Raw genomic sequence first — 20,131 nt, 5'->3', positions numbered from 1 at the left:
GCGATGGTGCCGGAAATAGGAATCGAACCTACGACCTACGCATTACGAATGCGCCGCTCTACCAACTGAGCTATTCCGGCGAGCCGTGCATTGTAGGAGCGGACCCAGGGGCTGGTCAATCGCCGCCGTGGCGGCCATGCGCAAATGGCCTCCCAGACGTGCCGACATCCGGACGTTGCTCACCCTGCCTTGCCCAGCAGCCTTGGCTGCCGACGTCAAGTCAGCTGACCAGGCGCAGCCGCAGCTCCTTGGGCAGCGCGAACACCATCGATTCGGGTTCGCCTTCCAGCTCGGACACCCCCTCGGCGCCGAGCTCGCGCAGCCGCGCCAGCACGCCATCGACCAGTACCTGCGGGGCGGAGGCGCCAGCGGTCAGGCCGATATGCTGCTTGCCGACGATCCAGGCCGGATCGATCTCGCCGGCATTGTCGATCAGGTATGACTCCACCCCGTCGCGGCGTGCGAGTTCGCTCAGTCGATTGGAATTGGAGCTATTGGGCGAGCCGACCACCAGCACCAGGTCGCACTGGCGCGCCAGATCGCGCACCGCGTCCTGGCGGTTCTGGGTGGCGTAGCAGATGTCGTCATGGCGCGGCCCCTGCATCGCCGGGTAGCGCGCACGCAGCGCCTCGATGATGCCGATGGTGTCGTCGACCGACAGCGTGGTCTGGGTGGTGTAGGCGAGATTGTCGGGCTGGCGAATCTGCAGCGTGGCGACCTGATCGATATCTTCGACCAGGTAGATCGTGCCTGCGCCGCGCTCGCGGCTCCACTGCCCCATGGTGCCTTCCACTTCCGGGTGCCCGGCATGGCCGATCAACACCACATCGCGGCCGGCACGGCAGTGGCGGGCGACCTCGAAATGCACCTTGGTCACCAGCGGACAGGTCGCGTCGAACACCTTCAAGCCGCGGCGCTCGGCCTCCTGACGCACCGCCTGCGAGACGCCGTGTGCGCTGAAGATCACCGTGGCATTGTCGGGCACCTCGTCGAGCTCTTCGACGAAGACCGCGCCGCGCTGCTTGAGGTCATCGACCACGAACCGGTTGTGCACCACTTCGTGGCGCACATAGATCGGCGCGCCGAGCGTCTCGATCGCACGCTTGACGATCTCGATCGCGCGGTCGACACCGGCACAAAAACCACGGGGATTGGCGAGCAGGACATCCATGGCGAGCATTCTACGGGAATGGGGAATGGAGGATGGCACCGGGCGGCGCCGGTGCAACGCGACTTCAGCGTCGATTCCCGATTCCCGACTCCCGATTCCCGGACTTGTCGAACAGCCCGAACACCGCAATCCCGATGGCACCGCCCACGATGGCCGAGTCGGCGATGTTGAATGACGGCCAGGTATGGCTGCCGATATACCACTGGATGAAATCGACCACGTGGCCGTGCATCAGCCGGTCGATCACATTGCCGATCGCCCCGCCGATCACCAGCGCATAAGGCAGCGCGCTGCGCCACTGCCCGCGCGCGGTGCGCGACAGCCAGACCGCCAACAGGCCGCTGATACCCACCGCCAGCGCGGTGAAGAACCACAGCTGCCAGCCGCCGGCATCGCTCAAGAAGCTGAAGGCTGCGCCGGTGTTATAGGTGCGGTACCAGTTCCAGAAGCCGTCGATGACCGGCACCGGGGTGTATTCGGGCAGGCTGGAGAGCACCCAGGCCTTGCTCCACTGGTCCAGCCCCACCACCACGGCCGACAGCAGCAGCCAGATCAGGGCGGAGGGTTTGGGTCTTGCGGTCATGGAATCACCTTAGCTGTTGCGACTCCCGGGTTCGGGAGTCGCTGCCCGACGGGCAAATCGGTCAGAAGCGCCGGATGCGCCATCACGGCCCTCATCCGGCGCTGCGCGCCACCTTCTCCCGCTTGCGGGAGAAGGGATATTGGAACGAACTCCCGCTTGCGGGAGAAGGGATATTGGAACGAACTCCCGCTTGCGGGAGAAGGGGTATTGGAACGGACTCCCGCTTGCGGGAGAAGCAATCAAGACATCAGAACCAGCGACGCTGCTCGCCCGGGCCTTCGATATTGCTGACGCAGCGGCTGCACAGTTCCGGGTGCCGCGCATCGCTGCCCACGCTGGCCTGGTGGTGCCAGCAACGCACGCACTTGGCCTTGGTGGTCGGTTGCGCGCTGACGAAGATGTCGTCGGTGCTGGCCGCGGTCACGGTCACGTCGCCACTGATGAACAGGAAGCGCAGTTCCTCGGCCAGCGGCTGCCAGCGCGCGGCAGTCTGCGCATCGGCCGCCACGGTGATCTCCGCTTCCAGCGCCGCGCCGATCGCCCCGTTGGCGCGCATCGGCTCCAGCACCTTGGCCACCTGCTCGCGCAGGGCCAGCAACTTCTCGACATCCGCGCCGGTCAGCGCGGCACCGGCAGGCAACGGCGCCAGGCCGTCGTACCAGGTGGCGAACAACACGTTGCCGACATGCTCGCCCGGCAGGTACGCCCACAGCTCTTCGGCGGTAAAGGTCAGCACCGGCGCCACCCAGCGCACGAAGGCTTCGGCCACGTGATACATCGCGCTCTGTGCCGAGCGGCGGCCGCGCGCGTCTTCGGCCATCGTGTACAGACGGTCCTTGGTCACGTCCAGATACAACGAACCCAGGTCCACGCTGCAGAAATTCAGCAGCGCCTGCACGATCTCGGCGAAGTCGTAACGCGCATAGGCGGCGACGATCTTTTCCTGCAGCTCGTGCGCGCGATGCACGATCCAGCGGTCCAGCAGCACCATGTCCTCCAGCGCCACCAGATGCTGCACCGGGTCGAAGCCATGCAGATTGCCGAGCAGAAAGCGCGCGGTATTGCGCAGGCGACGATACGCATCGGCGTTGCGCTTGAGGATCTCCTGCGACAGCGACATTTCGTTGCTGTAGTCGGCCGATGCGATCCACAGGCGCAGGATGTCTGCGCCCAGGGTCTTCATGATCTCCTGCGGCTCGATGCCGTTGCCGGAAGACTTGGACATCTTGCGGCCGTGCTCGTCCACGGTAAATCCGTGGGTGAGGCACTGCTTGTACGGCGCCGCCTTGTCCATCGCCACACCACTCAACAGCGAGGACTGGAACCAGCCGCGATGCTGGTCGGAGCCTTCCAGATACAGGTCGGCCGGCTTGGGCAGGCCACGGTCCACCAGCACCGCCTCATGCGTCACGCCGGAGTCGAACCACACATCCAGGATGTCGGTGATCTTGTCGTAATCGGCCGCTTCATCGCCCAGCAGTTCGGCCGCGTCCAGCGTGTACCACACGTCCACGCCACCCTGCTCCACCCGGTCGGCGACCTGGCGCAGCAACTCGGTGCTGCGCGGATGCGGCTCGCCGGTTTCGCGGTGCACGAACAGCGCGATCGGCACGCCCCAGGTACGCTGGCGCGAGATGGTCCAGTCCGGGCGGCCGTCGACCATGCCGGCGATACGCGCCTGGCCCCAGGCCGGGTACCAGGTCACCTGCTCGATCGCCTTGAGCGCATCGGCGCGCAGGTTGGCCTGCTCCATCGAGATGAACCACTGCGGCGTGGCACGAAACGCGATCGGCGTCTTGTGGCGCCAGCAATGCGGGTAGCTGTGCTCCATCTTGCTGGCCGCCAGCAACGCGCCGGTGTCGCGCAGCGCCTCGATGATGACGTCGTTGGCCTTCCAGATATGCAGCCCGGCCAGCACGGTGTCGCCCAGCGGCGGCGTGGAGGGCAGATACACGCCACGTCCATCCACCGGATTGATCTGCGCGGCGGTATAGCGCTCCAGCAAGCCGTACTGCCTGGAAACCTGGTAGTCCTCCTGGCCATGACCGGGCGCAGTGTGCACGGCGCCAGTGCCTTCCTCGGCGGACACATGCTCGCCGAGCAGCAGCGGGATCTCGCGCTCGGCATAGAACGGGTGGTTGAGCAGCATCTGGTCCAGCACGGCGCCCTTGGCATGGCCATGCACCGCCACATCGTCCACGCCGTAGCGCGCCAGCACCCTGGCCGCGAGGGCCTCGGCGACGATCAGCCAACGCGGCTGGCCACGGTCGGCCGGACCTTCGACCAGCACGTAATCGAGCTCCGCACCCAGGCTCACCGCCAGCGACGCCGGCAGCGTCCACGGCGTGGTGGTCCAGATCGGCACCGCCACGCTGGCGCCTGCCGGCAGACTGGCGCCGAACGCAGCAGCCACTGCCGCCGGATCGCGCGCCGGATAGGCCACATCCACGGTCGGCGAGACCTTGTCGGCGTATTCGATCTCGGCCTCGGCCAGCGCCGAGCCGCAATCAAAGCACCAATGCACCGGCTTGACGCCGCGGGTCAGGTGGCCGTTGTCCACCACCTTGGCCAGCGCGCGGATTTCATTGGCTTCGAAGCGGAAATCCAGCGTCCTGTACGGGTTGTCCCAATCGCCGACCACGCCCAGGCGCTTGAAATCGCGCCGCTGCAGATCGATTTGCTCGGTCGCGTATTCGCGGCACTTCTGGCGAAACTCGGCGGCATCCAGCTTGACGCCGACCTTGCCGTATTTCTTTTCGATCGCGATCTCGATCGGCAGGCCATGGCAGTCCCAGCCCGGGATATACGGCGCATCGAAGCCAGCCAGATACTTCGACTTGACGATGATGTCCTTGAGGATCTTGTTGACCGCGTGACCCAGATGGATCTGGCCATTGGCATACGGCGGGCCGTCGTGCAGCACGAACAGCGGGCGCCCCGCCGCGTTGGCGCGCAGCTGCGCATACAGCCCATCGCGCTCCCAGCGGTCCAGCATCGCCGGCTCGCGCTTGGGCAGATCGCCGCGCATCGGAAATTCCGTCGCAGGCAGATGGAGAGTGGCTTTGTAGTCTTGGGTCACAGGAATCTACCGTTGCGCTGCGTAAGGAGATGGACGGGAATGTTGCGGGGCGGCGGCATCGACGGCGTCTGCATCTGCCAAACGGCGCGACGCGCTGTCACCTTGCCCCTCACCGGGAAGACCGACGGAACCAACAACGCCCGCATCGGCAGGCAGGCGCGAGGGGCTCGCCTTGAGCACGGCGCGGGCCTGCTCGGCGTCGCGGTGCATCTGCACGGTCAACGCCTCGAGCCCATCGAACTTTTCTTCGTCGCGCAGCTTGGCGACGAATTCGACCTCGATATGCCGGCCATACAGATCGCCCTGGAAATCGAACAGGTGCGCTTCCAGCAACGGCTCCACGCCGGCCACGGTGGGCCGGGTACCGAAGCTGGACACCGATGGCCACGGACGCTCGGCCACGCCATGCACCCAGGTCGCATAGATGCCCGATAACGCGGGAGTCCGCGGGAAACGCAGATTGGCGGTGGGATAGCCCAGCGTGCGCCCCAGTTGCTTGCCGCGCACCACCCGCCCACCGATCGCATACGGGCGACCGAGCAGCTCCCCGGCATGCACGAACTCGCCGGCGCCCAGCAGCTCGCGAATCCGCGTGGCGGAAATCCGTTCGCCGTGCAGGTGCACCGGCGTGATTTCGCCAGCCGCAAATCCATGCTGTTCACCCAACGTACGCAGCAAGCCGATATCGCCGCCACGCCGATAGCCGAAACGGAATTCCGGGCCGATCCACACCTCGCGCGCGCACAGCCGGCCCACCAGTGCCAGGCGCACGAAATCTTCTGCACGCATGGCCGACAAGCGGCCGTCGAAACGGATCAGGCCCACGCTGTCGGCACCGAAGTCGTACAAGCCCTGGATCTTGGCGCGCGCCAGGGTGAGCCGCGGCGGCGGCGCGGCCGGGGCAAAAAATTCGCGCGGCAGCGGCTCGAAGCTCAACGCCACGGCCGGCACGCCCAGTGCACGCGCACGCGCGATGGCGTGCTGCACCAACGTCCGATGCCCCAGGTGCAGGCCATCGAAAGCGCCGATGCAGACCACGCTTCCGTGCGGGAACAGCGTCCCGCCCTCGACGTTTCTAAACAGCCTGCTCATTCCTCGATCCAAACAGATGCCGGCCTGGTGGCCGACCCTCGCTGATGCATAACTTGTAAGTATAGCCGTGCCTGTCAAGCCGCATGGGCGCGCCCGGCGGGCGCAGCATCACCCAAGCGCGTGGCCCGGGCAGGCGGCGACTGGCCTCGGTTCCCCGGCCGCAACGTCGGCCAGGACCACCGCGGACCTTTCACGCCTGTGCGGCCGCGCCGATTGCAGACACCCCGGGCGGAGCTCGCCAGCGGCCGCGGCGGCGTCCGGAACCAGGGCGGCTCAACTCTCCCGCAGATGCCGCGGCCGCAACCCCAACGCCAGTTGGGCGACCACGTAGGTCAACCCGCCGCTACCGACCAGCACCGCCAACCAACCAATGCGATGCCATTTATCCATCACGGTGAACGATGGCAGCCACCACAACACGCCCAACAGCACCGTCACCATGGCCGCGCACGCCAGCAACAGGCGTACCGCATAGCCGCCCCAGCCCGGCCGCCGCTGGTAGACACCGGACTTGCCAAGCCAGTACCACAGCAACCCGAGATTGAGATAACTCGACAGCGCGCTCGCAATGCCCAGCGCCAGATGCAGACCCGGCTGTTTGCCCAGCGCCTGCATCACGCCCTGCGCCTTGAGCTCGGGCGGCACCATGATCTGGTAGACCACCGCCAGCAACGCGAAGTTGAACACCATGTTGGCGACCAGCGCCGCCACGCCGGCACGTACCGGGGTACGGGTGTCCTGCCGCGCGTAAAACGCCGGCAGCAGCACCTTGAGCATGGCATAGGCCGGCAGACCGAAGCTCAGGCCGTAGACCGACAGCGCGGTCATCCGCGTGTCGAAGGCAGTGAACTGGCGGTACTGGAACAAGGTCGCCACCAGCGGCTCGGCCAGCAACAGCAGGCCCAGCATGGCCGGCATCGCGATCAACAGCGTGGTGCGGAACCCCCAGTCCAGCGCACCGGAAAACGCCGCACGGTCGGTCTTGACGTGATGCCGCGCCAGCGCCGGCAGGATCACCGTGCCCAGCGCCACACCGAACACGCCCAGCGGCAATTCCAGGAAGCGGTCGGCCAGCGACAGCCACGACTGCGAGCCATCGGTCAGCTTGGCGGCGATGACGGTGTCCAGCAGCAGGTTGATCTGCGCGATCGATGAGCCGAACAGCGTCGGCACCATCAGGGTCAGCACCTTGCGCACGCCTGGATGCTGCCAGCCCCAGCGCGGCAAGGTCAGCAGGTTGATGCCTTTCAGCGAAGGCAGTTGGAACAGCAGCTGCAGCATGCCTGCCGCCAGCACCGCCCAGCCCAGCGCAAGAATCTGTTTTTCCGGAGTGCCGCCCAGCTTCGGCGCCAGCCACACCGCGCCGGCGATCATGCACAGGTTGAGGATCACCGGGGTCAGCGCCGGCATGGCGAACTTCTGGAAACTGTTCAGCGCCCCGCCCGCCAGCGCGGTCAGTGAGACGAACAGCAGGAACGGGAAGGTCAGACGGAACAGATCCACCAGCAGGCCATGCTTGGCCGGATCCGTATCCACCCCGCTGGAGAACAGCGTGGCCAGCGACGGTGCGAAGATCAGCGCCAGCGCGGTGACCAGCAGCAGCACTCCGCCCAGCGTGCCTGCCACCCGTGCCATCAATTCGCGCAGGTCCGCATGCGGGCGGGTTTCCTTGATCTCGGTGAACACCGGCACAAACGCGGTGGCGAAGGAGCCTTCGGCAAACAGCCGGCGCAGGAAATTGGGCACCCGGAAGGCCACCCAGAAGGCATCGGTCACCGCATTGGTGCCGAAGGTGGTGGTGATGACCTGGTCGCGCACCAGTCCCAGCACCCGCGACACCATGGTCATACTGCTGAATGAGAGCAGGCCTCTCACCATGCCAGGCTTGCTCACGCTGCATCCCTCTTGACAACTGACTTGACGTACATATCTGGGTCCATCATACTTTCCCGCTTGCTTTTTCCACTACACCGATTCTTCAGGAAACCACCACCGTGGCCAATATCAAGTCCGCCAAGAAGCGCGCCAAGCAGACCGTTGTGCGCAATGAGCGCAACACCGGACAGCGCTCGATGCTGCGCACCGCCGTCAAGAAGGTGATCAAGGCCCTTGACGCCAACGATGCTGCAGGCGCCGAAGCTGCTTTCGCCGTTGCTCAGCCCATCCTCGACCGTTTCAGCGCCCGTGGCCTGATTCACAAGAACAAGGCTGCGCGTCACAAGAGCCGCCTGACCGCTCGCATCAAGGCCATCAAGGCCGCGTAAGCGATCAGCTGCGCCGTTACCGGAAGCCTGGCTTCCGGTAGCACAGAAAAACCCGGCCTCAGCCGGGTTTTTTGTGTGCCTGTGCGTGCACTCAGCCCGCATTGCGCGCCTCGAGCTCGTCCTCGCGCTGGCGGTCGAAGAACGCCATGACGTCCTTCATGATCGGGAAGGTGCCATCGCGGCCCAGCGCTGACACCAGGTACCACGGCGCGGTCCAGCCCAGCTCGGCCACGATGGTTTCGGCGGCGGCGCGCGCTTCGTCCTCGAACATCAGGTCGGCCTTGTTGAGGACCAGCCAGCGCGGCTTCTTCAGCAGTTCGGCATCGTGACGTTCCAGCTCGCGCTCAATGGTGCGCACCTGATCCACCGGCGAGGCGTCCACGCCCCCGTCCATCGGCGAAATATCCACCAGATGCAGCAGCAGACGGGTGCGCTGCAGATGGCGCAGGAACTGCGTGCCCAGGCCGGCACCATCGGCGGCGCCCTCGATCAGCCCCGGCACGTCCGCGATCACAAAGCTGCGGTAGGCCTCGACACTGACCACACCCAGATTTGGATACAGCGTGGTGAACGGGTAGTCGGCCACCTTCGGCGTCGCCGAGGACACCGCGCGGATCAGCGTGCTCTTGCCGGCGTTGGGGAAACCCAGCAGGCCGACGTCGGCCAGCAGCTTGAGCTCGAGCTTGAGCAGACGCTCCTCGCCCTCCTCGCCGGTGGTGGACTGGCGCGGCGCGCGATTGACCGAGCTCTTGAAATGCATGTTGCCCAGGCCACCCTTGCCGCCTTTGGCAACCAGCAGGCGATCGCCGTGCTGGGTCAGGTCGCCGATCACTTCATCGGTCTGCACGTTGATGACCACGGTGCCGACCGGCACCACGATGACGCGGTCTTCGCCCCCCTTGCCATAGGCCTGGCGACCCATGCCGTTCTCGCCGCGCTGCGCCTTGAAGGTGCGCTCATGGCGGAAGTCGACCAGGGTGTTGACGTTCTCGTCGGCCACGATCCAGACGCTACCGCCGGCACCGCCATCGCCACCGTCGGGACCGCCGAGCGGAATGAACTTCTCGCGGCGAAAGCCGACACAGCCATTGCCGCCATTACCGGCGGTCACCAGGATTTCTGCTTCGTCGACTAACTTCATGAGATTTGGGATTCGTAATTTGGGATTGGTAACACCACCGCAGGACGCCGCTTGGCGGCCACGGAAACAGCAGGAAGCAACGGCACCGGGACTCTCGAAATCCGCTGTTGCGAATCCCCAATCCCGAATCCCCACTCCCGGCCGTCAAACGAAAAACCCCGCAAAAGCGGGGCTTTCCGTCTCGTCCGCCAGGCAGCGATGCCTGACGGACTGGCCTGCATGGAGCGGGCGATTACGCCTCGGCAACCACGCTGACGGTACGACGCTTCTTCGGACCCTTGGTGGAGAACTCCACCTTGCCGTCGACCAGCGCAAACAGCGTATGGTCGCGACCCAGGCCGACGCCGGCGCCCGGATGGAACTGGGTGCCGCGCTGACGCACGATGATGTTGCCGGCGTCGATGGCCTGACCACCGAAGATCTTCACGCCGAGGTACTTCGGGTTGGAATCGCGACCGTTGCGCGAGGAACCTACGCCCTTTTTATGTGCCATGACTGGTTCTCCTTACTTCTTGTCGCCACCGGCGATGCCGGTGATCTCGATTTCGGTGTAGTACTGACGGTGTCCCTGACGCTTCATGTGGTGCTTGCGGCGACGGAACTTGATGATGCGCACCTTGTCGGCGCGGCCATGGGCCACGACCTTGGCGGTGACCGAGGCGCCCTTCAGCGCATCGCCCAGCTTGATGCCATCGCTATCGCCCAGCATCAGGATGGTGTCGAACTTTATCTCGTTGCCGGCTTCGACTTCGAGCTTTTCCACGCGGAGCGTTTCGCCCTGCGCGACGCGGTATTGCTTACCGCCGGTTACCAGAACTGCGTACATGACCAGGTGTTCCTCTGTAGTTATTATGGTCGCCTGACTTGCCCATGGGGCAGACAGGAGCGGGATTGTACTGGCCTAGCGGGTTTCGGGTCAACCCGCAAGCAGGTTCGCGGCCGCGCACCCGAATCGGACGGGTGGAACGCATCATCCGGCCGCCACAACCGCCCCGGCAGACTGGCATTTGGGGCAATTGCCCTCACCTAGGTCGGCGGGTAGGCTGATCGACTGCCACTCATTCCTGCTGAGCACGCTCGCACCACTGCCGGTTCGCCGGCCCGACATCGGATCCCCCATGGCGATGGATTTCATCCGCATCCGCGGCGCGCGGACGCACAACCTCAAGAACATCGACCTCGACCTGCCTCGCGACAAACTGATCGTGATCACCGGCCTGTCCGGCTCGGGCAAGTCGTCGTTGGCGTTCGACACCATTTATGCGGAGGGCCAGCGCCGCTACGTCGAGTCGCTGTCGGCGTATGCGCGCCAGTTCCTCAGCGTGATGGAAAAGCCGGACCTGGACCATATCGAAGGCCTGTCCCCGGCGATTTCGATCGAACAGAAATCCACCTCGCACAACCCGCGCTCCACCGTGGGCACGATCACCGAGATCTACGACTACCTGCGCCTGCTCTATGCACGTGTGGGCCAGCCGCGCTGCCCGGATCACGGCTTCCCGCTGGAAGCGCAGACCGTCAGCCAGATGGTCGACCACATGCTCACCCAGGATCAGGAACAGCGTTACATGTTGCTGGCGCCGGTGATCCGTGACCGCAAGGGCGAACATGCGCAGGTGTTCGAGCAGCTGCGTGCGCAGGGCTTCGTGCGCGTGCGCGTGGACGGCGAGCTGTACGAGATCGACGCGGTGCCGGCACTGGCACTGCGCCAGAAACACACCATCGAAGCGGTGATCGACCGCTTCCGTCCGCGCGAAGACATCAAGCAACGACTGGCGGAAAGTTTCGAGACTGCGCTCAAGCTCGGCGAAGGCATGGTCGCGGTGCAGTCGCTGGACGACCCGGCCGCAGCCCCGCACCTGTTCTCGTCCAAGTACAGCTGCCCGGTCTGCGATTACTCGCTGCCGGAGCTGGAACCGCGCCTGTTTTCGTTCAACGCACCGGTGGGCGCCTGCCCCAGTTGCGATGGCCTGGGCGTGGCCGAATTCTTCGATCCGGACCGGGTGGTGGTGCATCCGGAACTGTCGCTGTCGGCCGGTGCGGTGCGCGGCTGGGATCGACGCAATGCCTACTACTTCCAGCTGATCGCCTCGCTGGCCAAGCACTACAAGTTCGATGTGGATGCGGTATGGAACAGCTTGCCGGCCAAGGTGCGCCAGGCGGTGCTGTTCGGCAGCGGCGATGAGGTGATCAGTTTCACCTACTTCACCGATGCGGGCGGGCGCACCACGCGCAAGCATCGCTTCGAAGGCATCCTGCCGAATCTGGAACGCCGTTACCGCGAGACCGAATCGCCGGCCGTGCGCGAAGAGCTGACCAAATACGTCAGCCAGCAGCCCTGCCCGGCCTGCAATGGCACGCGGCTGAATCGTGCTGCGCGCAACGTGTTCGTGGCCGATCGTCCGCTGCCGGAGCTGGTGGTGTTGCCGGTCAACGAAGCGCTCAATTTCTTCCGCGGATTGTCGCTGCCGGGTTGGCGCGGCGAGATCGCCAGCAAGATCGTCAAGGAAATCGCCGAGCGCCTGGGCTTTTTGGTCGATGTGGGCCTGGATTACCTCACGCTGGAGCGCAAGGCCGACACCTTGTCCGGCGGCGAAGCGCAGCGTATCCGCCTGGCCAGCCAGATCGGCGCCGGCCTGGTCGGGGTGATGTACGTGCTGGATGAGCCGTCGATCGGCCTGCATCAGCGCGACAACGAACGCCTGCTGGGCACGCTGACGCGATTGCGCGACCTCGGCAATACGGTGATCGTGGTCGAACATGACGAAGACGCCATCCGTCTGGCCGACCATGTGCTGGACATCGGCCCCGGCGCTGGCGTGCACGGCGGCGAGATCTGCGCGCAAGGCACGCTGCAGGACATCCTGGACTCGCCACGTTCACTGACCGGGCAGTACCTGTCCGGCAAGCGCCGCATCGAGATTCCCAAGCAGCGCCACAAGCCCAACCCGAAGATGATGCTGCATCTGCGCGGGGCCACCGGCAACAACCTCAAGAACGTCGACCTGCAGATTCCGGCCGGCCTGCTGACCTGCATCACCGGCGTGTCCGGTTCGGGCAAGTCGACCTTGATCAACGACACGCTGTTTTCGCTGGCAGCCAACGAGATCAACGGCGCCTCGCATCCGGTGGCGGCGCATCGGGAGATCGAAAATCTCGATCTGTTCGACAAGGTGGTCGATATCGACCAGTCGCCGATCGGACGCACGCCGCGCTCGAACCCGGCAACGTATACCGGCATGTTCACTCCGCTGCGCGAACTGTTCGCGCAGGTGCCCGAGTCGCGCGCGCGCGGCTATTCGCCTGGGCGTTTCAGCTTCAACGTGCGCGGCGGCCGCTGCGAGGCCTGCCAGGGCGACGGCATGATCAAGGTGGAGATGCACTTCCTGCCCGACGTCTATGTGCCCTGCGATGTCTGCCATGGCAAACGCTATAACCGCGAGACGCTGGAGATCCGTTACAAGGGCTTCAACATCAGCGACGTGCTGCAGATGACCGTCGAAGATGCGCTGCGCCTGTTCGAGCCGGTGCCGTCGATCGCGCGCAAGCTGGAAACGCTGGTCGATGTCGGCCTGAGCTACATCAAGCTGGGGCAGAGCGCGACCACCTTGTCAGGCGGTGAGGCACAGCGCGTCAAGCTGTCCAAGGAACTGTCGCGTCGCGATACCGGACGCACCCTGTACATCCTGGACGAGCCGACCACCGGCCTGCACTTCCACGACATCGAAGCGCTGCTCGGCGTGCTGCACAAGCTGCGCGACGAGGGCAACACGGTGGTGGTGATCGAACACAATCTGGACGTGATCAAGACCGCCGACTGGATCGTGGACCTGGGCCCGGAGGGCGGCCATCGTGGCGGCACCATCCTGGTGTCCGGCACACCGGAAGATGTGGCCGCACACGAGGCGTCCTACACCGGGCAGTTCCTGGCCAAGATGCTGCCGTCGGTCAAGGCACGCGAGACCCGCCCGGCCGCGATGGCCAACAAGCCGGATGCGCGCCCGCCGCGCAAGGTCAAACCGGAGAAGGTGACCAAGGTCGCCAAGTCCGCCACCAAGAAGACTGCAAAGAAGAAGGCAAGCTGATGAGCGAACACAAGATCCTGGCACGCATCCCGATCAGCGTGCGCTGGCGCGATATGGACAGCATGGGCCACGTCAACAACGCCAAATACATTTCGTATCTGGAAGAAGCGCGCGTGCGCTGGATGTTGGGCGTGCAAGGCGTGGCGATGACCGACCGTATCGCGCCGGTGGTCGCTGCCACCAACGTCAACTACAAGCAGCCGTTGATCTGGCCGAATGACATCACCGTCGAGTTGTTCGTCGAACGCCTGGGCACCAGCAGCGTGACCATCGGCCACCGCATCTTCGACCAGAAGGACGACAGCAAGCTGTACTCCGACGGCAACGTGGTGGTGGTGTGGATCGATACGCAGACCGGCAAGAGCGCGGCGCTGCCGGATGCGGTGCGCGCAGCGAGCAGCTGATCGCGCTCAGCGCAGACGCGGTTGAATGACACACGGCGGCTTCTCGATGGAGCCGCCGTTTTTATGTGCGCGTTTCCCGCCCATGCTGAAACCGCTGGCCCGCATGTGCGCTTGATGCTGCACTGTGGCTGCGCGCCAAAACGCACCACCGGACCAGCACCGCGCTTGCATGTACGCACCGCATGCAGCGACGGCCGTCTATCATGGCCCGACTTTCAGGAGCCCCGCATGAGCATCCAAATCCTCGACCACGGCCGTCTTCGCGAACTCCGCCTGGCGCGCCCGCCGGTCAATGCGCTGGATACCGCACTCTGCCAGGCACTGACGTCCGCCGTGCAGCAGCTAGGAAGCGATGTCGACGGCGTGGTGCTGTCGGGTAGCGAACGTATTTTTTCCGGTGGCATGGATGTGCCACACCTGCTGTCGCATGGCACCGACCGCGCTGCGCTGCTGGCCAGCTGGACGGCCTTCTTCGAGGCAGCGCAGGCGCTGGCCAATTGCCCGGTGCCGGTGGTGGCGGCGATCGGCGGCCATGCGCCGGCCGGCGGTTGCGTGCTGGCGCTGTGCTGCGATTACCGGGTGATGGCGCGCAGCGCCGATACCGCGCGGCCGTACACGATCGGCCTGAATGAAGTGCAGGTGGGGTTGGCGGCGCCGGAAGGCATCCAGCGGCTGCTGCGCCGCGTGGTCGGTGCGCATCGCGCCGAACGCCTGCTGATGTCCGGGCAATTGCTGCCGGCCGAACAGGCCGCCCAGATCGGCATGGTGGATGAGCTGGTCGACGGCGAGCTGGTCACCGCACGCGCGGTGGCGTGGCTGCAGGAGCTGCAGCAACTGCCACGGCAGCCGATGCTGGCCACGCGCGCGGTGGCCAGGGCGGATCTGCGCGCTGCCCTGGCGCCGGAGCTGATCCAGCTGGAGCGCTTTGTCGATGGCTGGTACGCGCCCGATGCCCAGGCCGCGCTGCGCGGCCTGGTCGCACGCCTGCAAAAGGCCTGAGCCTGCCCCCGCCCGGTGGCGGGCAGGCGGCCCGCTATAATCGTGGTCCGTCGCACGCCCAGGCCAGCCTCTTGTCCGCCACCGCCGAACCCGTCGTCTCCGAACTGATCAGCCTGCTGTCGCTGGAGCGCCTGGAAGACAATCTGTTTCGCGGCCAGAGCCGCGACATCGGCACCAAGTACGTCTTCGGCGGACAGGTGCTGGGCCAGGCGCTGTCGGCCGCGCAGGCCACGGTGGAAAATGGCCGTCAGGCGCATTCGCTGCATGCCTATTTCCTGCGTGCCGGCAATATCGACCACCCGATCGTCTACGACGTCGACCGCACCCGCGATGGCGGCAGTTTCTCGGTACGGCGGGTCACCGCGATCCAGCACGGCAAGGTGATCTTTTTCTGTGCGGCCTCGTTCCAGGAACACGAAGACGGTGCCGAGCATCAGTCGGTGATGCCGGTGGTGCCGCCGCCGGAAGACATCGAACCGGCCGCGCCGCTGGCGCCGGAAGTGCTGGCGAAGCTGCCGGCAAAGGTGCAGCGCTGGCTCTCACGCGGCGGCCCGTTCGAATTTCGCCATGTGTTTCCGCGCGACGAACTCAAGCCACCCAAGCGCCCACCGTTCCAGCAGATGTGGCTGCGCCTGAACGACCCGATCGGCGACGATGTCGGCCTGCACCAGGTGCTGCTGGCCTACGCTTCGGATTTCCAGTTGCTGGGCACCTCGACCTTTCCGCACGGCATCAGTTACTACACGCCCAATGTGCAGATGGCCTCGCTCGACCATGCGCTGTGGTTCCACCGTCCCTTCCGCACCGACGACTGGCTGCTGTATTCGCTGGACAGCCCCACCGCGCAGGGCGCGCGCGGCCTGGCACGCGGGCAGTTCTTCACCCGCGCCGGGGTACTGGTCGCCAGCACCACGCAGGAAGGCCTGATCCGCGTGGTGCCCGAGGGCAGCGCGATTGCCGTGCCGGCCAGGGGCTAGGCGCAGATGCGTGGCGCGCTTGTGGCGCGGACTCATCCATCGACAGCGCAGGGGCTGGGCGCGCTGCCGGTGCACCACCCAGCATGCGCGTTGGCACGACCACGCGCGGACTTGTTCGCCGGCGCGCGTGCGGCCACGTAGCGACAGCGATCAGCGGCATCCTTCCTTCATCTTGAACCGGCGCGGCACTGGCGCCATCTGTTCCGGACCCAACGGCGATTTCCACCAGCATGCGCAAGATCTTCAGCAGTCAACGTATCGAAACCGCCGAGGGCGTGGCCAATCTGTTGCGCAACGCCGGCATCGACGTGCGCATGAGCAATGGCCGCTCATATGAGAGCAAGCGCACCGGCCAGTTCAGCTACCTGGAGCAAGGCAACGCGCAGGCCTATCCCACCGTGTGGATCGTGCACGCCGACGACCAGCCGCGTGCGCGCGACCTGCTGCGCGACGCGCGCCTGCTCGATACCACCCGCCGCGACCTGCCGAACGTGGAATACACCTTCCGCGAAGGCGAAAACGGCTCCAGCACCACCGCGCGCAGCTGGGCATGGCGCATCCGTCTGATGCTGTTGCTGGTGATTGGCGCGGTGGCCATGGTGGTGGTGATGCGCCATCGCAGCACTCCCGCACCGATCGCGCCGGCAACGCAGCCCGCATCACACCCGCCCCCGGAAGCGACACCGTCGGCGGACGACGAAGAAGTGCGGGTGCGGATCCAGCCGGCGCGCTGAGCGCCGCCGCGCTGCGCTGGCATGGCACGGGCTGGCAGGGTGGTCGCTGACGCAGCGCACGCAGACCTGCATCCTTGTGCCCTGCGCCCTCACGGTCACCGGAATAAGTGGTGTCGCGCCGCTGCATCCGCTACCGGCCGGCCAGCTTGGCGACACCAGCGGCGCGTTCGCTGCGGACCGTGGCCTCATCCGTTGAGGAGCTGGGCCGGCCTCGTTCGCTGCGAGACCAGGCTCGACCACGCCCTCGTATGGTCGTTCGTTGGCATCTCTCGGTCCGCACCCACCCACCATGGAATCGTATCGGTCACATCCGCCGTGTCCATGCGTCATGCTGGGAACAGGACGGGGATTGTGCCGATGCATGCCGACACGCTGGATCTGATGTTGCAACGCGAACTGCCCAGTGCCGCGGCCGGCTGCCAGCAGGCATATGGCCGCATTGTCGGTGCCTGCCAGAACACGGTCACTGCCATCGCGCTGGCGATCACCCGCGATATCGCCGCCAGCGAGGACATCGCCCAGGAAGCGTTTCTGCGCGCCTGGCAGCGGCTGGCGCAACTGCATCAGCCCGCCAGCTTCCTGCCTTGGCTGCGCCAGATCACCCGCAATCTGGCACGCGACTGGCTACGCGCCAACCGCCACCATGCCCTCAGTGGCGAGGCGGCCGATCTGGCGATCGCCATGGCCGCCGATCCTGCGCCCTCGCCCGCCGACCGCCTGCTGCAGGTGGAAGAAGAGATCGCCGCGCTCGACATTATTTCCGCGTTGCCCGAAGAAAGCCGCGAGACCCTGCTGCTGTATTACCGCGAAGGCCAGAGCTCGCAACAGGTCGCCTCACTGCTGGGCCTCAGCGATACGGCGGTTCGCAAACGCCTGTCGCGTGCGCGCGCCAGCGTGCGCGACCAATTGCTGCGCAGGTTCGGCGAATTCGCACGCAGCACTGCCCCCAGCGTCGCCTTTGCCACGGCAGTGACCTCGGCGACGATGCTGGCGGCGCCCGGCACCGCCAGCGCGGCCATCGTATTTGGCGGCATCGGTGGCGCGGGCAAGCTGGGCGTGGGCGGTTTGACAGGCTCTTCCCTTGGCAGTGGCGGCGCGGCCGGTGCGTTGAGCGTCTGGTTCGGCATGCCGGCGCTATTTGCTGCTGGCAGCGTGCTGGTTGCTGCGCTGGCCACCTACTGGTCAGGCACCTATCTGCTGCGCTTTGCGCAATCGCCCAGCGAGGCGACAGCCGTGCGACGTTTTACCCACGCCATCACACTGATCTCCGTTCTGGTCTGCAGCGCCACGCTGATGCTGAAATGGGTTGGAGTCAGCGCTTTGGCATCGCTGCTGGTGCTGAGCGCAGGCCTGCTGGTCATCAACTATCAGTCCCTCATGGTGCTGCCGCGGGTGATGCGCCCGATGCTGGAGCGCGATGCACGTCGGCGCGGAGCCAAGCGGGCACCGCTGCTCTACCGCTGCATGTTCAGCCCAACCGCAGTGATCGTCAGCAACGCCGCGGTGGTGCTGCCGATCCTGCGCCACTACATCAAGCTGGGGATGCTATGAGGCCCTCCAACACACGTATCGATCTGCATGCCACTGGCGCGCACATGGAAGATCGTCGGAATGCGCGCAACGTGTTTGTCACCAACATGCGCGAGGTCTTCCACTTGCGCGTGAGAACAGCGCTCTACGTGGTCCTTGTCTCGATTGTTGATGCGATCTCGGTCATCGGGTGATGTCGCTGGGCCGGCAGGGGCGCAAGCTGCCCCCGCTATTGCCGCGGAAGGCGCGATCGAGGATACGCCCCCGGGCGGCCAACGGCTCTTCGCGCTGCGCCATTGCGTCAGCCGATGATGTGGTTGCCGTATCCAGAGGCAGTAAGCAATCAACGGGCTTGGCCGACCCGACAACGCACGTACAAAAAACGGCCTCCTGCCTGCGCGGGAGGCCGTCTGTCGATCGGCGCCTTGTTACCTGTTGCGGATGGGCCACCGCCATGACGACGGTGTCATCCGACCACGGCATTACTCAAACAGCTGCACGACACACTCAGTTGGCCGCAGCAGGCTTGGCCGGCATCGCACGCTTGCCGTGCTCGCCATGCTCGCCCTGCCCCCAGCGACCGTGCTCGCCGCGCATCTTCGATGCGGCATCGAACTCGGCCTTGCTCAGCTTTCCGTCCTTGTCGGTGTCGGCCTTGGCAAACCACGCATCGCGATGCTGCTGCATGCGCAGCTCACGGTCGGCGCGATCGACGAAGCCGTCCTTGTTGAGATCCATCTGATCGAAGCGCGCGGCAAACTTCGGGTCGGCCTTGGCTTCCTCGCGGCTGATACGGCCGTCCTTGTTGGTGTCGAATTTGGCCATCCAGTCGCCACGTCCCTCGCGACCCGGGCCGCGATGACTGGGGCGCTCATCGCGCGAGAGCTTGCCGTCCTTGTTGGTGTCCAGCGTGTCGAACTGCGCGGCCAGCCTGGGGTCGGCAGCCGCTTCGCTGCGATCGATGACGCCATCGTTATTGCTGTCGAGCTTGCCAGGACGCGGCGCATCGCCGGCAACAGGCGGAGTGGCAGCGAACACGGCGCCGGCGGACAGCGCAGCCAGCACGGCCAGGGCGAGGAAGGGTTTGCGAGACGTCATGAGAAACTCCTGATTGTGGGAACCACACGCGGCACCTGCATGGGCCGCATCGCGTGGGTGGCGCATCCGGACACGCCGTGCGCTGCCACCAACACCCACATCAACGGGCCATCGGCGCACGCGTTGACGCGCTCACCTGGCGTATTCATCCAGCGGACAGTCGCCGCTGTTGCGACGTACAGGCGCTATCCTGCGCGCATGGCCATTCACGCCGACACCCACGACGACCTGCGCCTGTTCCAGACCGGCGAGCACGCCTGCGGCTACTGGCCCGAGCGTCGTGCGCGCGATCTGGTGCTGGACCCACATGACCCGCGCCTTGGCACGATCTATCCGCAGGCATTGGCATGGGGATTTCGTCGCTCCGGCGATCTGGTGTACCGGCCGCATTGCGAGCGCTGCCGCGCCTGCGTGCCGGTGCGCATTGCGGTGGATGCGTTTCGGCCCGATCGCAGTCAACGCCGCTGCCTTGCGCGCAACCAGGATCTGGTCGTGCGCGTGGTCGCGGCCGAGCGCACCGACGAGCAACTGGCCCTATACCGCCATTACCTCACCTCCCGCCACCCCGGTGGCGGCATGGACGAGCATGGCGGCACCGAATTCGATCAGTTCCTGATCGGCGGCTGGTCGCATGGGCGGTTTCTGGAAATCCGCGAACCGGCCGTAGCGCATGCCCCGGGGCGACTGCTCGCCGTTGCGGTCACCGATGTGACCGAGCATGCGCTGTCGGCGGTGTACACGTTCTACGCGCCGGAGGCGGCCGCGCGCAGCCTGGGCACCTTCGCGATCCTGCAGCAGATTCAATGGGCGCAGCGCGAGCGACGCGCGCATGTGTATCTGGGCTACTGGATCGACGGGCACGCCAAGATGAACTACAAGCGCCGCTTCAACGCACTGGAGGCCTACGACGGCCGTCAGTGGCGCGGGCTGCCGCCAGCCGCATCGGCACCGTGAATCGCAGCGCGCGACATCGG

The 20,131-nt window shown here is 65.7% G+C and carries 18 protein-coding genes and 1 tRNA gene; 9 read left to right on the top strand and 10 right to left on the bottom strand.

Translation table 11 applies throughout. The features are described 5' to 3' along the window. Nucleotides 1–4: 4 nt before the first annotated feature. The 6 genes from Y887_RS13145 to murJ all read right to left on the bottom strand — a co-directional run bounded on the left by Y887_RS13145 (nucleotide 5) and on the right by murJ (nucleotide 7,803). A tRNA-Thr gene (locus Y887_RS13145) sits at nucleotides 5–80 on the bottom strand. Between the two features lie 140 nt (nucleotides 81–220). Further along, complete coding sequence (gene ispH / locus Y887_RS13140; protein WP_046964757.1) at nucleotides 221–1,171, bottom strand: 4-hydroxy-3-methylbut-2-enyl diphosphate reductase; 951 nt, start codon at nucleotides 1,169–1,171, stop codon at nucleotides 221–223. 64 nt (nucleotides 1,172–1,235) lie between these two features. Next, on the bottom strand, nucleotides 1,236–1,754 hold the full coding sequence (gene lspA, locus Y887_RS13135; RefSeq protein WP_046964756.1) for a signal peptidase II: 519 nt from the start codon (nucleotides 1,752–1,754) through the stop codon (nucleotides 1,236–1,238). Nucleotides 1,755–2,001: 247 nt separating this feature from the next. Then, on the bottom strand, nucleotides 2,002–4,833 hold the full coding sequence (gene ileS, locus Y887_RS13130; protein WP_046964755.1) for an isoleucine--tRNA ligase: 2,832 nt from the start codon (nucleotides 4,831–4,833) through the stop codon (nucleotides 2,002–2,004). Between the two features lie 6 nt (nucleotides 4,834–4,839). Further along, nucleotides 4,840–5,925, bottom strand: coding sequence for a bifunctional riboflavin kinase/FAD synthetase (locus Y887_RS13125; protein ID WP_046964754.1), 1,086 nt, complete (start codon nucleotides 5,923–5,925; stop codon nucleotides 4,840–4,842). A gap of 273 nt (nucleotides 5,926–6,198) precedes the next feature. Next, the gene (murJ, locus tag Y887_RS13120; protein WP_046964753.1) at nucleotides 6,199–7,803 is read right to left on the bottom strand and encodes a murein biosynthesis integral membrane protein MurJ; all 1,605 of its coding nucleotides are present in this window, start codon (nucleotides 7,801–7,803) and stop codon (nucleotides 6,199–6,201) included. Between the two features lie 116 nt (nucleotides 7,804–7,919). Here murJ and rpsT point away from each other — a divergent pair, with 116 nt between their 5' ends. Next, on the top strand, nucleotides 7,920–8,189 hold the full coding sequence (gene rpsT, locus Y887_RS13115; RefSeq protein WP_002807888.1) for a 30S ribosomal protein S20: 270 nt from the start codon (nucleotides 7,920–7,922) through the stop codon (nucleotides 8,187–8,189). A 91-nt stretch (nucleotides 8,190–8,280) separates the two neighbouring features. Here the strand turns inward: rpsT and obgE are convergent, their stop codons facing one another. From obgE to rplU, 3 genes are all read right to left on the bottom strand, one after another. Further along, nucleotides 8,281–9,330: a GTPase ObgE gene (gene obgE, locus Y887_RS13110; RefSeq protein ID WP_046964752.1), complete on the bottom strand. Its 1,050-nt coding sequence runs from the start codon at nucleotides 9,328–9,330 to the stop codon at nucleotides 8,281–8,283. Nucleotides 9,331–9,562: 232 nt separating this feature from the next. Then, nucleotides 9,563–9,823, bottom strand: a complete 261-nt coding sequence (gene rpmA, locus Y887_RS13105) for a 50S ribosomal protein L27 (protein WP_003484326.1) — start codon at nucleotides 9,821–9,823, stop codon at nucleotides 9,563–9,565. 12 nt (nucleotides 9,824–9,835) lie between these two features. Then, complete coding sequence (gene rplU, locus Y887_RS13100) at nucleotides 9,836–10,156, bottom strand: 50S ribosomal protein L21 (RefSeq protein ID WP_005989959.1); 321 nt, start codon at nucleotides 10,154–10,156, stop codon at nucleotides 9,836–9,838. A gap of 292 nt (nucleotides 10,157–10,448) precedes the next feature. On the opposite strand from rplU, the gene uvrA reads away from it, so the two are divergent. The 7 genes from uvrA to Y887_RS21445 all read left to right on the top strand — a co-directional run bounded on the left by uvrA (nucleotide 10,449) and on the right by Y887_RS21445 (nucleotide 18,253). Further along, a complete protein-coding gene (gene uvrA, locus Y887_RS13095) occupies nucleotides 10,449–13,415 on the top strand; it encodes an excinuclease ABC subunit UvrA (protein WP_046964751.1) in 2,967 nt (988 codons plus the stop codon). Continuing rightward, nucleotides 13,415–13,819 (top strand): acyl-CoA thioesterase, encoded by a 405-nt coding sequence (locus Y887_RS13090; protein ID WP_017156574.1) that lies wholly within the window; start codon nucleotides 13,415–13,417, stop codon nucleotides 13,817–13,819. Before uvrA ends, Y887_RS13090 begins: the two co-directional genes overlap by 1 nt. A gap of 228 nt (nucleotides 13,820–14,047) precedes the next feature. Next, entirely contained in the window at nucleotides 14,048–14,818 is a 771-nt protein-coding gene (locus tag Y887_RS13085) for an enoyl-CoA hydratase/isomerase family protein (RefSeq protein ID WP_046964750.1), read from the top strand. A 71-nt stretch (nucleotides 14,819–14,889) separates the two neighbouring features. Continuing rightward, nucleotides 14,890–15,795, top strand: a complete 906-nt coding sequence (gene tesB, locus Y887_RS13080) for an acyl-CoA thioesterase II (RefSeq protein WP_046964749.1) — start codon at nucleotides 14,890–14,892, stop codon at nucleotides 15,793–15,795. A 230-nt stretch (nucleotides 15,796–16,025) separates the two neighbouring features. After that, complete coding sequence (locus Y887_RS13075) at nucleotides 16,026–16,529, top strand: putative signal transducing protein (protein ID WP_046964748.1); 504 nt, start codon at nucleotides 16,026–16,028, stop codon at nucleotides 16,527–16,529. Between the two features lie 357 nt (nucleotides 16,530–16,886). Beyond that, the gene (locus tag Y887_RS13070) at nucleotides 16,887–18,080 is read left to right on the top strand and encodes an RNA polymerase sigma factor (RefSeq protein WP_046964747.1); all 1,194 of its coding nucleotides are present in this window, start codon (nucleotides 16,887–16,889) and stop codon (nucleotides 18,078–18,080) included. 44 nt (nucleotides 18,081–18,124) lie between these two features. Continuing rightward, nucleotides 18,125–18,253 carry a hypothetical protein gene (locus Y887_RS21445; RefSeq protein WP_281256844.1) on the top strand — a complete coding sequence of 43 codons (129 nt, stop codon included), beginning with the start codon at nucleotides 18,125–18,127 and terminating at the stop codon, nucleotides 18,251–18,253. A 313-nt stretch (nucleotides 18,254–18,566) separates the two neighbouring features. Here Y887_RS21445 and Y887_RS13065 read toward each other — a convergent pair whose 3' ends face one another. After that, nucleotides 18,567–19,157, bottom strand: a complete 591-nt coding sequence (locus tag Y887_RS13065; RefSeq protein ID WP_046964746.1) for an EF-hand domain-containing protein — start codon at nucleotides 19,155–19,157, stop codon at nucleotides 18,567–18,569. A 39-nt stretch (nucleotides 19,158–19,196) separates the two neighbouring features. Here Y887_RS13065 and Y887_RS13060 point away from each other — a divergent pair, with 39 nt between their 5' ends. After that, nucleotides 19,197–20,111, top strand: a complete 915-nt coding sequence (locus Y887_RS13060; RefSeq protein WP_046964745.1) for an arginyltransferase — start codon at nucleotides 19,197–19,199, stop codon at nucleotides 20,109–20,111. Nucleotides 20,112–20,131: the final 20 nt, after the last annotated feature.

Source organism: Xanthomonas pisi DSM 18956 (assembly GCF_001010415.1).
Lineage (GTDB): Bacteria > Pseudomonadota > Gammaproteobacteria > Xanthomonadales > Xanthomonadaceae > Xanthomonas > Xanthomonas pisi.
This window is presented reverse-complemented; position numbering and strand designations above follow the sequence as displayed.

Coding starts and splice junctions, on each gene's coding strand:
- ispH (WP_046964757.1), bottom strand. CDS start 1,171: ATGGATGTCCTGCTCGCCAATCCCCGTGGTTTTTGTGCCGGTGTCGAC.
- Y887_RS13065 (WP_046964746.1), bottom strand. CDS start 19,157: ATGACGTCTCGCAAACCCTTCCTCGCCCTGGCCGTGCTGGCTGCGCTG.
- rplU (WP_005989959.1), bottom strand. CDS start 10,156: ATGTACGCAGTTCTGGTAACCGGCGGTAAGCAATACCGCGTCGCGCAG.
- uvrA (WP_046964751.1), top strand. CDS start 10,449: ATGGCGATGGATTTCATCCGCATCCGCGGCGCGCGGACGCACAACCTC.
- lspA (WP_046964756.1), bottom strand. CDS start 1,754: ATGACCGCAAGACCCAAACCCTCCGCCCTGATCTGGCTGCTGCTGTCG.
- murJ (WP_046964753.1), bottom strand. CDS start 7,803: ATGGTGAGAGGCCTGCTCTCATTCAGCAGTATGACCATGGTGTCGCGG.
- Y887_RS13090 (WP_017156574.1), top strand. CDS start 13,415: ATGAGCGAACACAAGATCCTGGCACGCATCCCGATCAGCGTGCGCTGG.
- rpmA (WP_003484326.1), bottom strand. CDS start 9,823: ATGGCACATAAAAAGGGCGTAGGTTCCTCGCGCAACGGTCGCGATTCC.
- obgE (WP_046964752.1), bottom strand. CDS start 9,330: ATGAAGTTAGTCGACGAAGCAGAAATCCTGGTGACCGCCGGTAATGGC.
- Y887_RS13060 (WP_046964745.1), top strand. CDS start 19,197: ATGGGCCGCATCGCGTGGGTGGCGCATCCGGACACGCCGTGCGCTGCC.
- Y887_RS21445 (WP_281256844.1), top strand. CDS start 18,125: ATGGAAGATCGTCGGAATGCGCGCAACGTGTTTGTCACCAACATGCGC.
- Y887_RS13070 (WP_046964747.1), top strand. CDS start 16,887: ATGCATGCCGACACGCTGGATCTGATGTTGCAACGCGAACTGCCCAGT.
- Y887_RS13125 (WP_046964754.1), bottom strand. CDS start 5,925: ATGAGCAGGCTGTTTAGAAACGTCGAGGGCGGGACGCTGTTCCCGCAC.
- Y887_RS13085 (WP_046964750.1), top strand. CDS start 14,048: ATGAGCATCCAAATCCTCGACCACGGCCGTCTTCGCGAACTCCGCCTG.
- Y887_RS13075 (WP_046964748.1), top strand. CDS start 16,026: ATGCGCAAGATCTTCAGCAGTCAACGTATCGAAACCGCCGAGGGCGTG.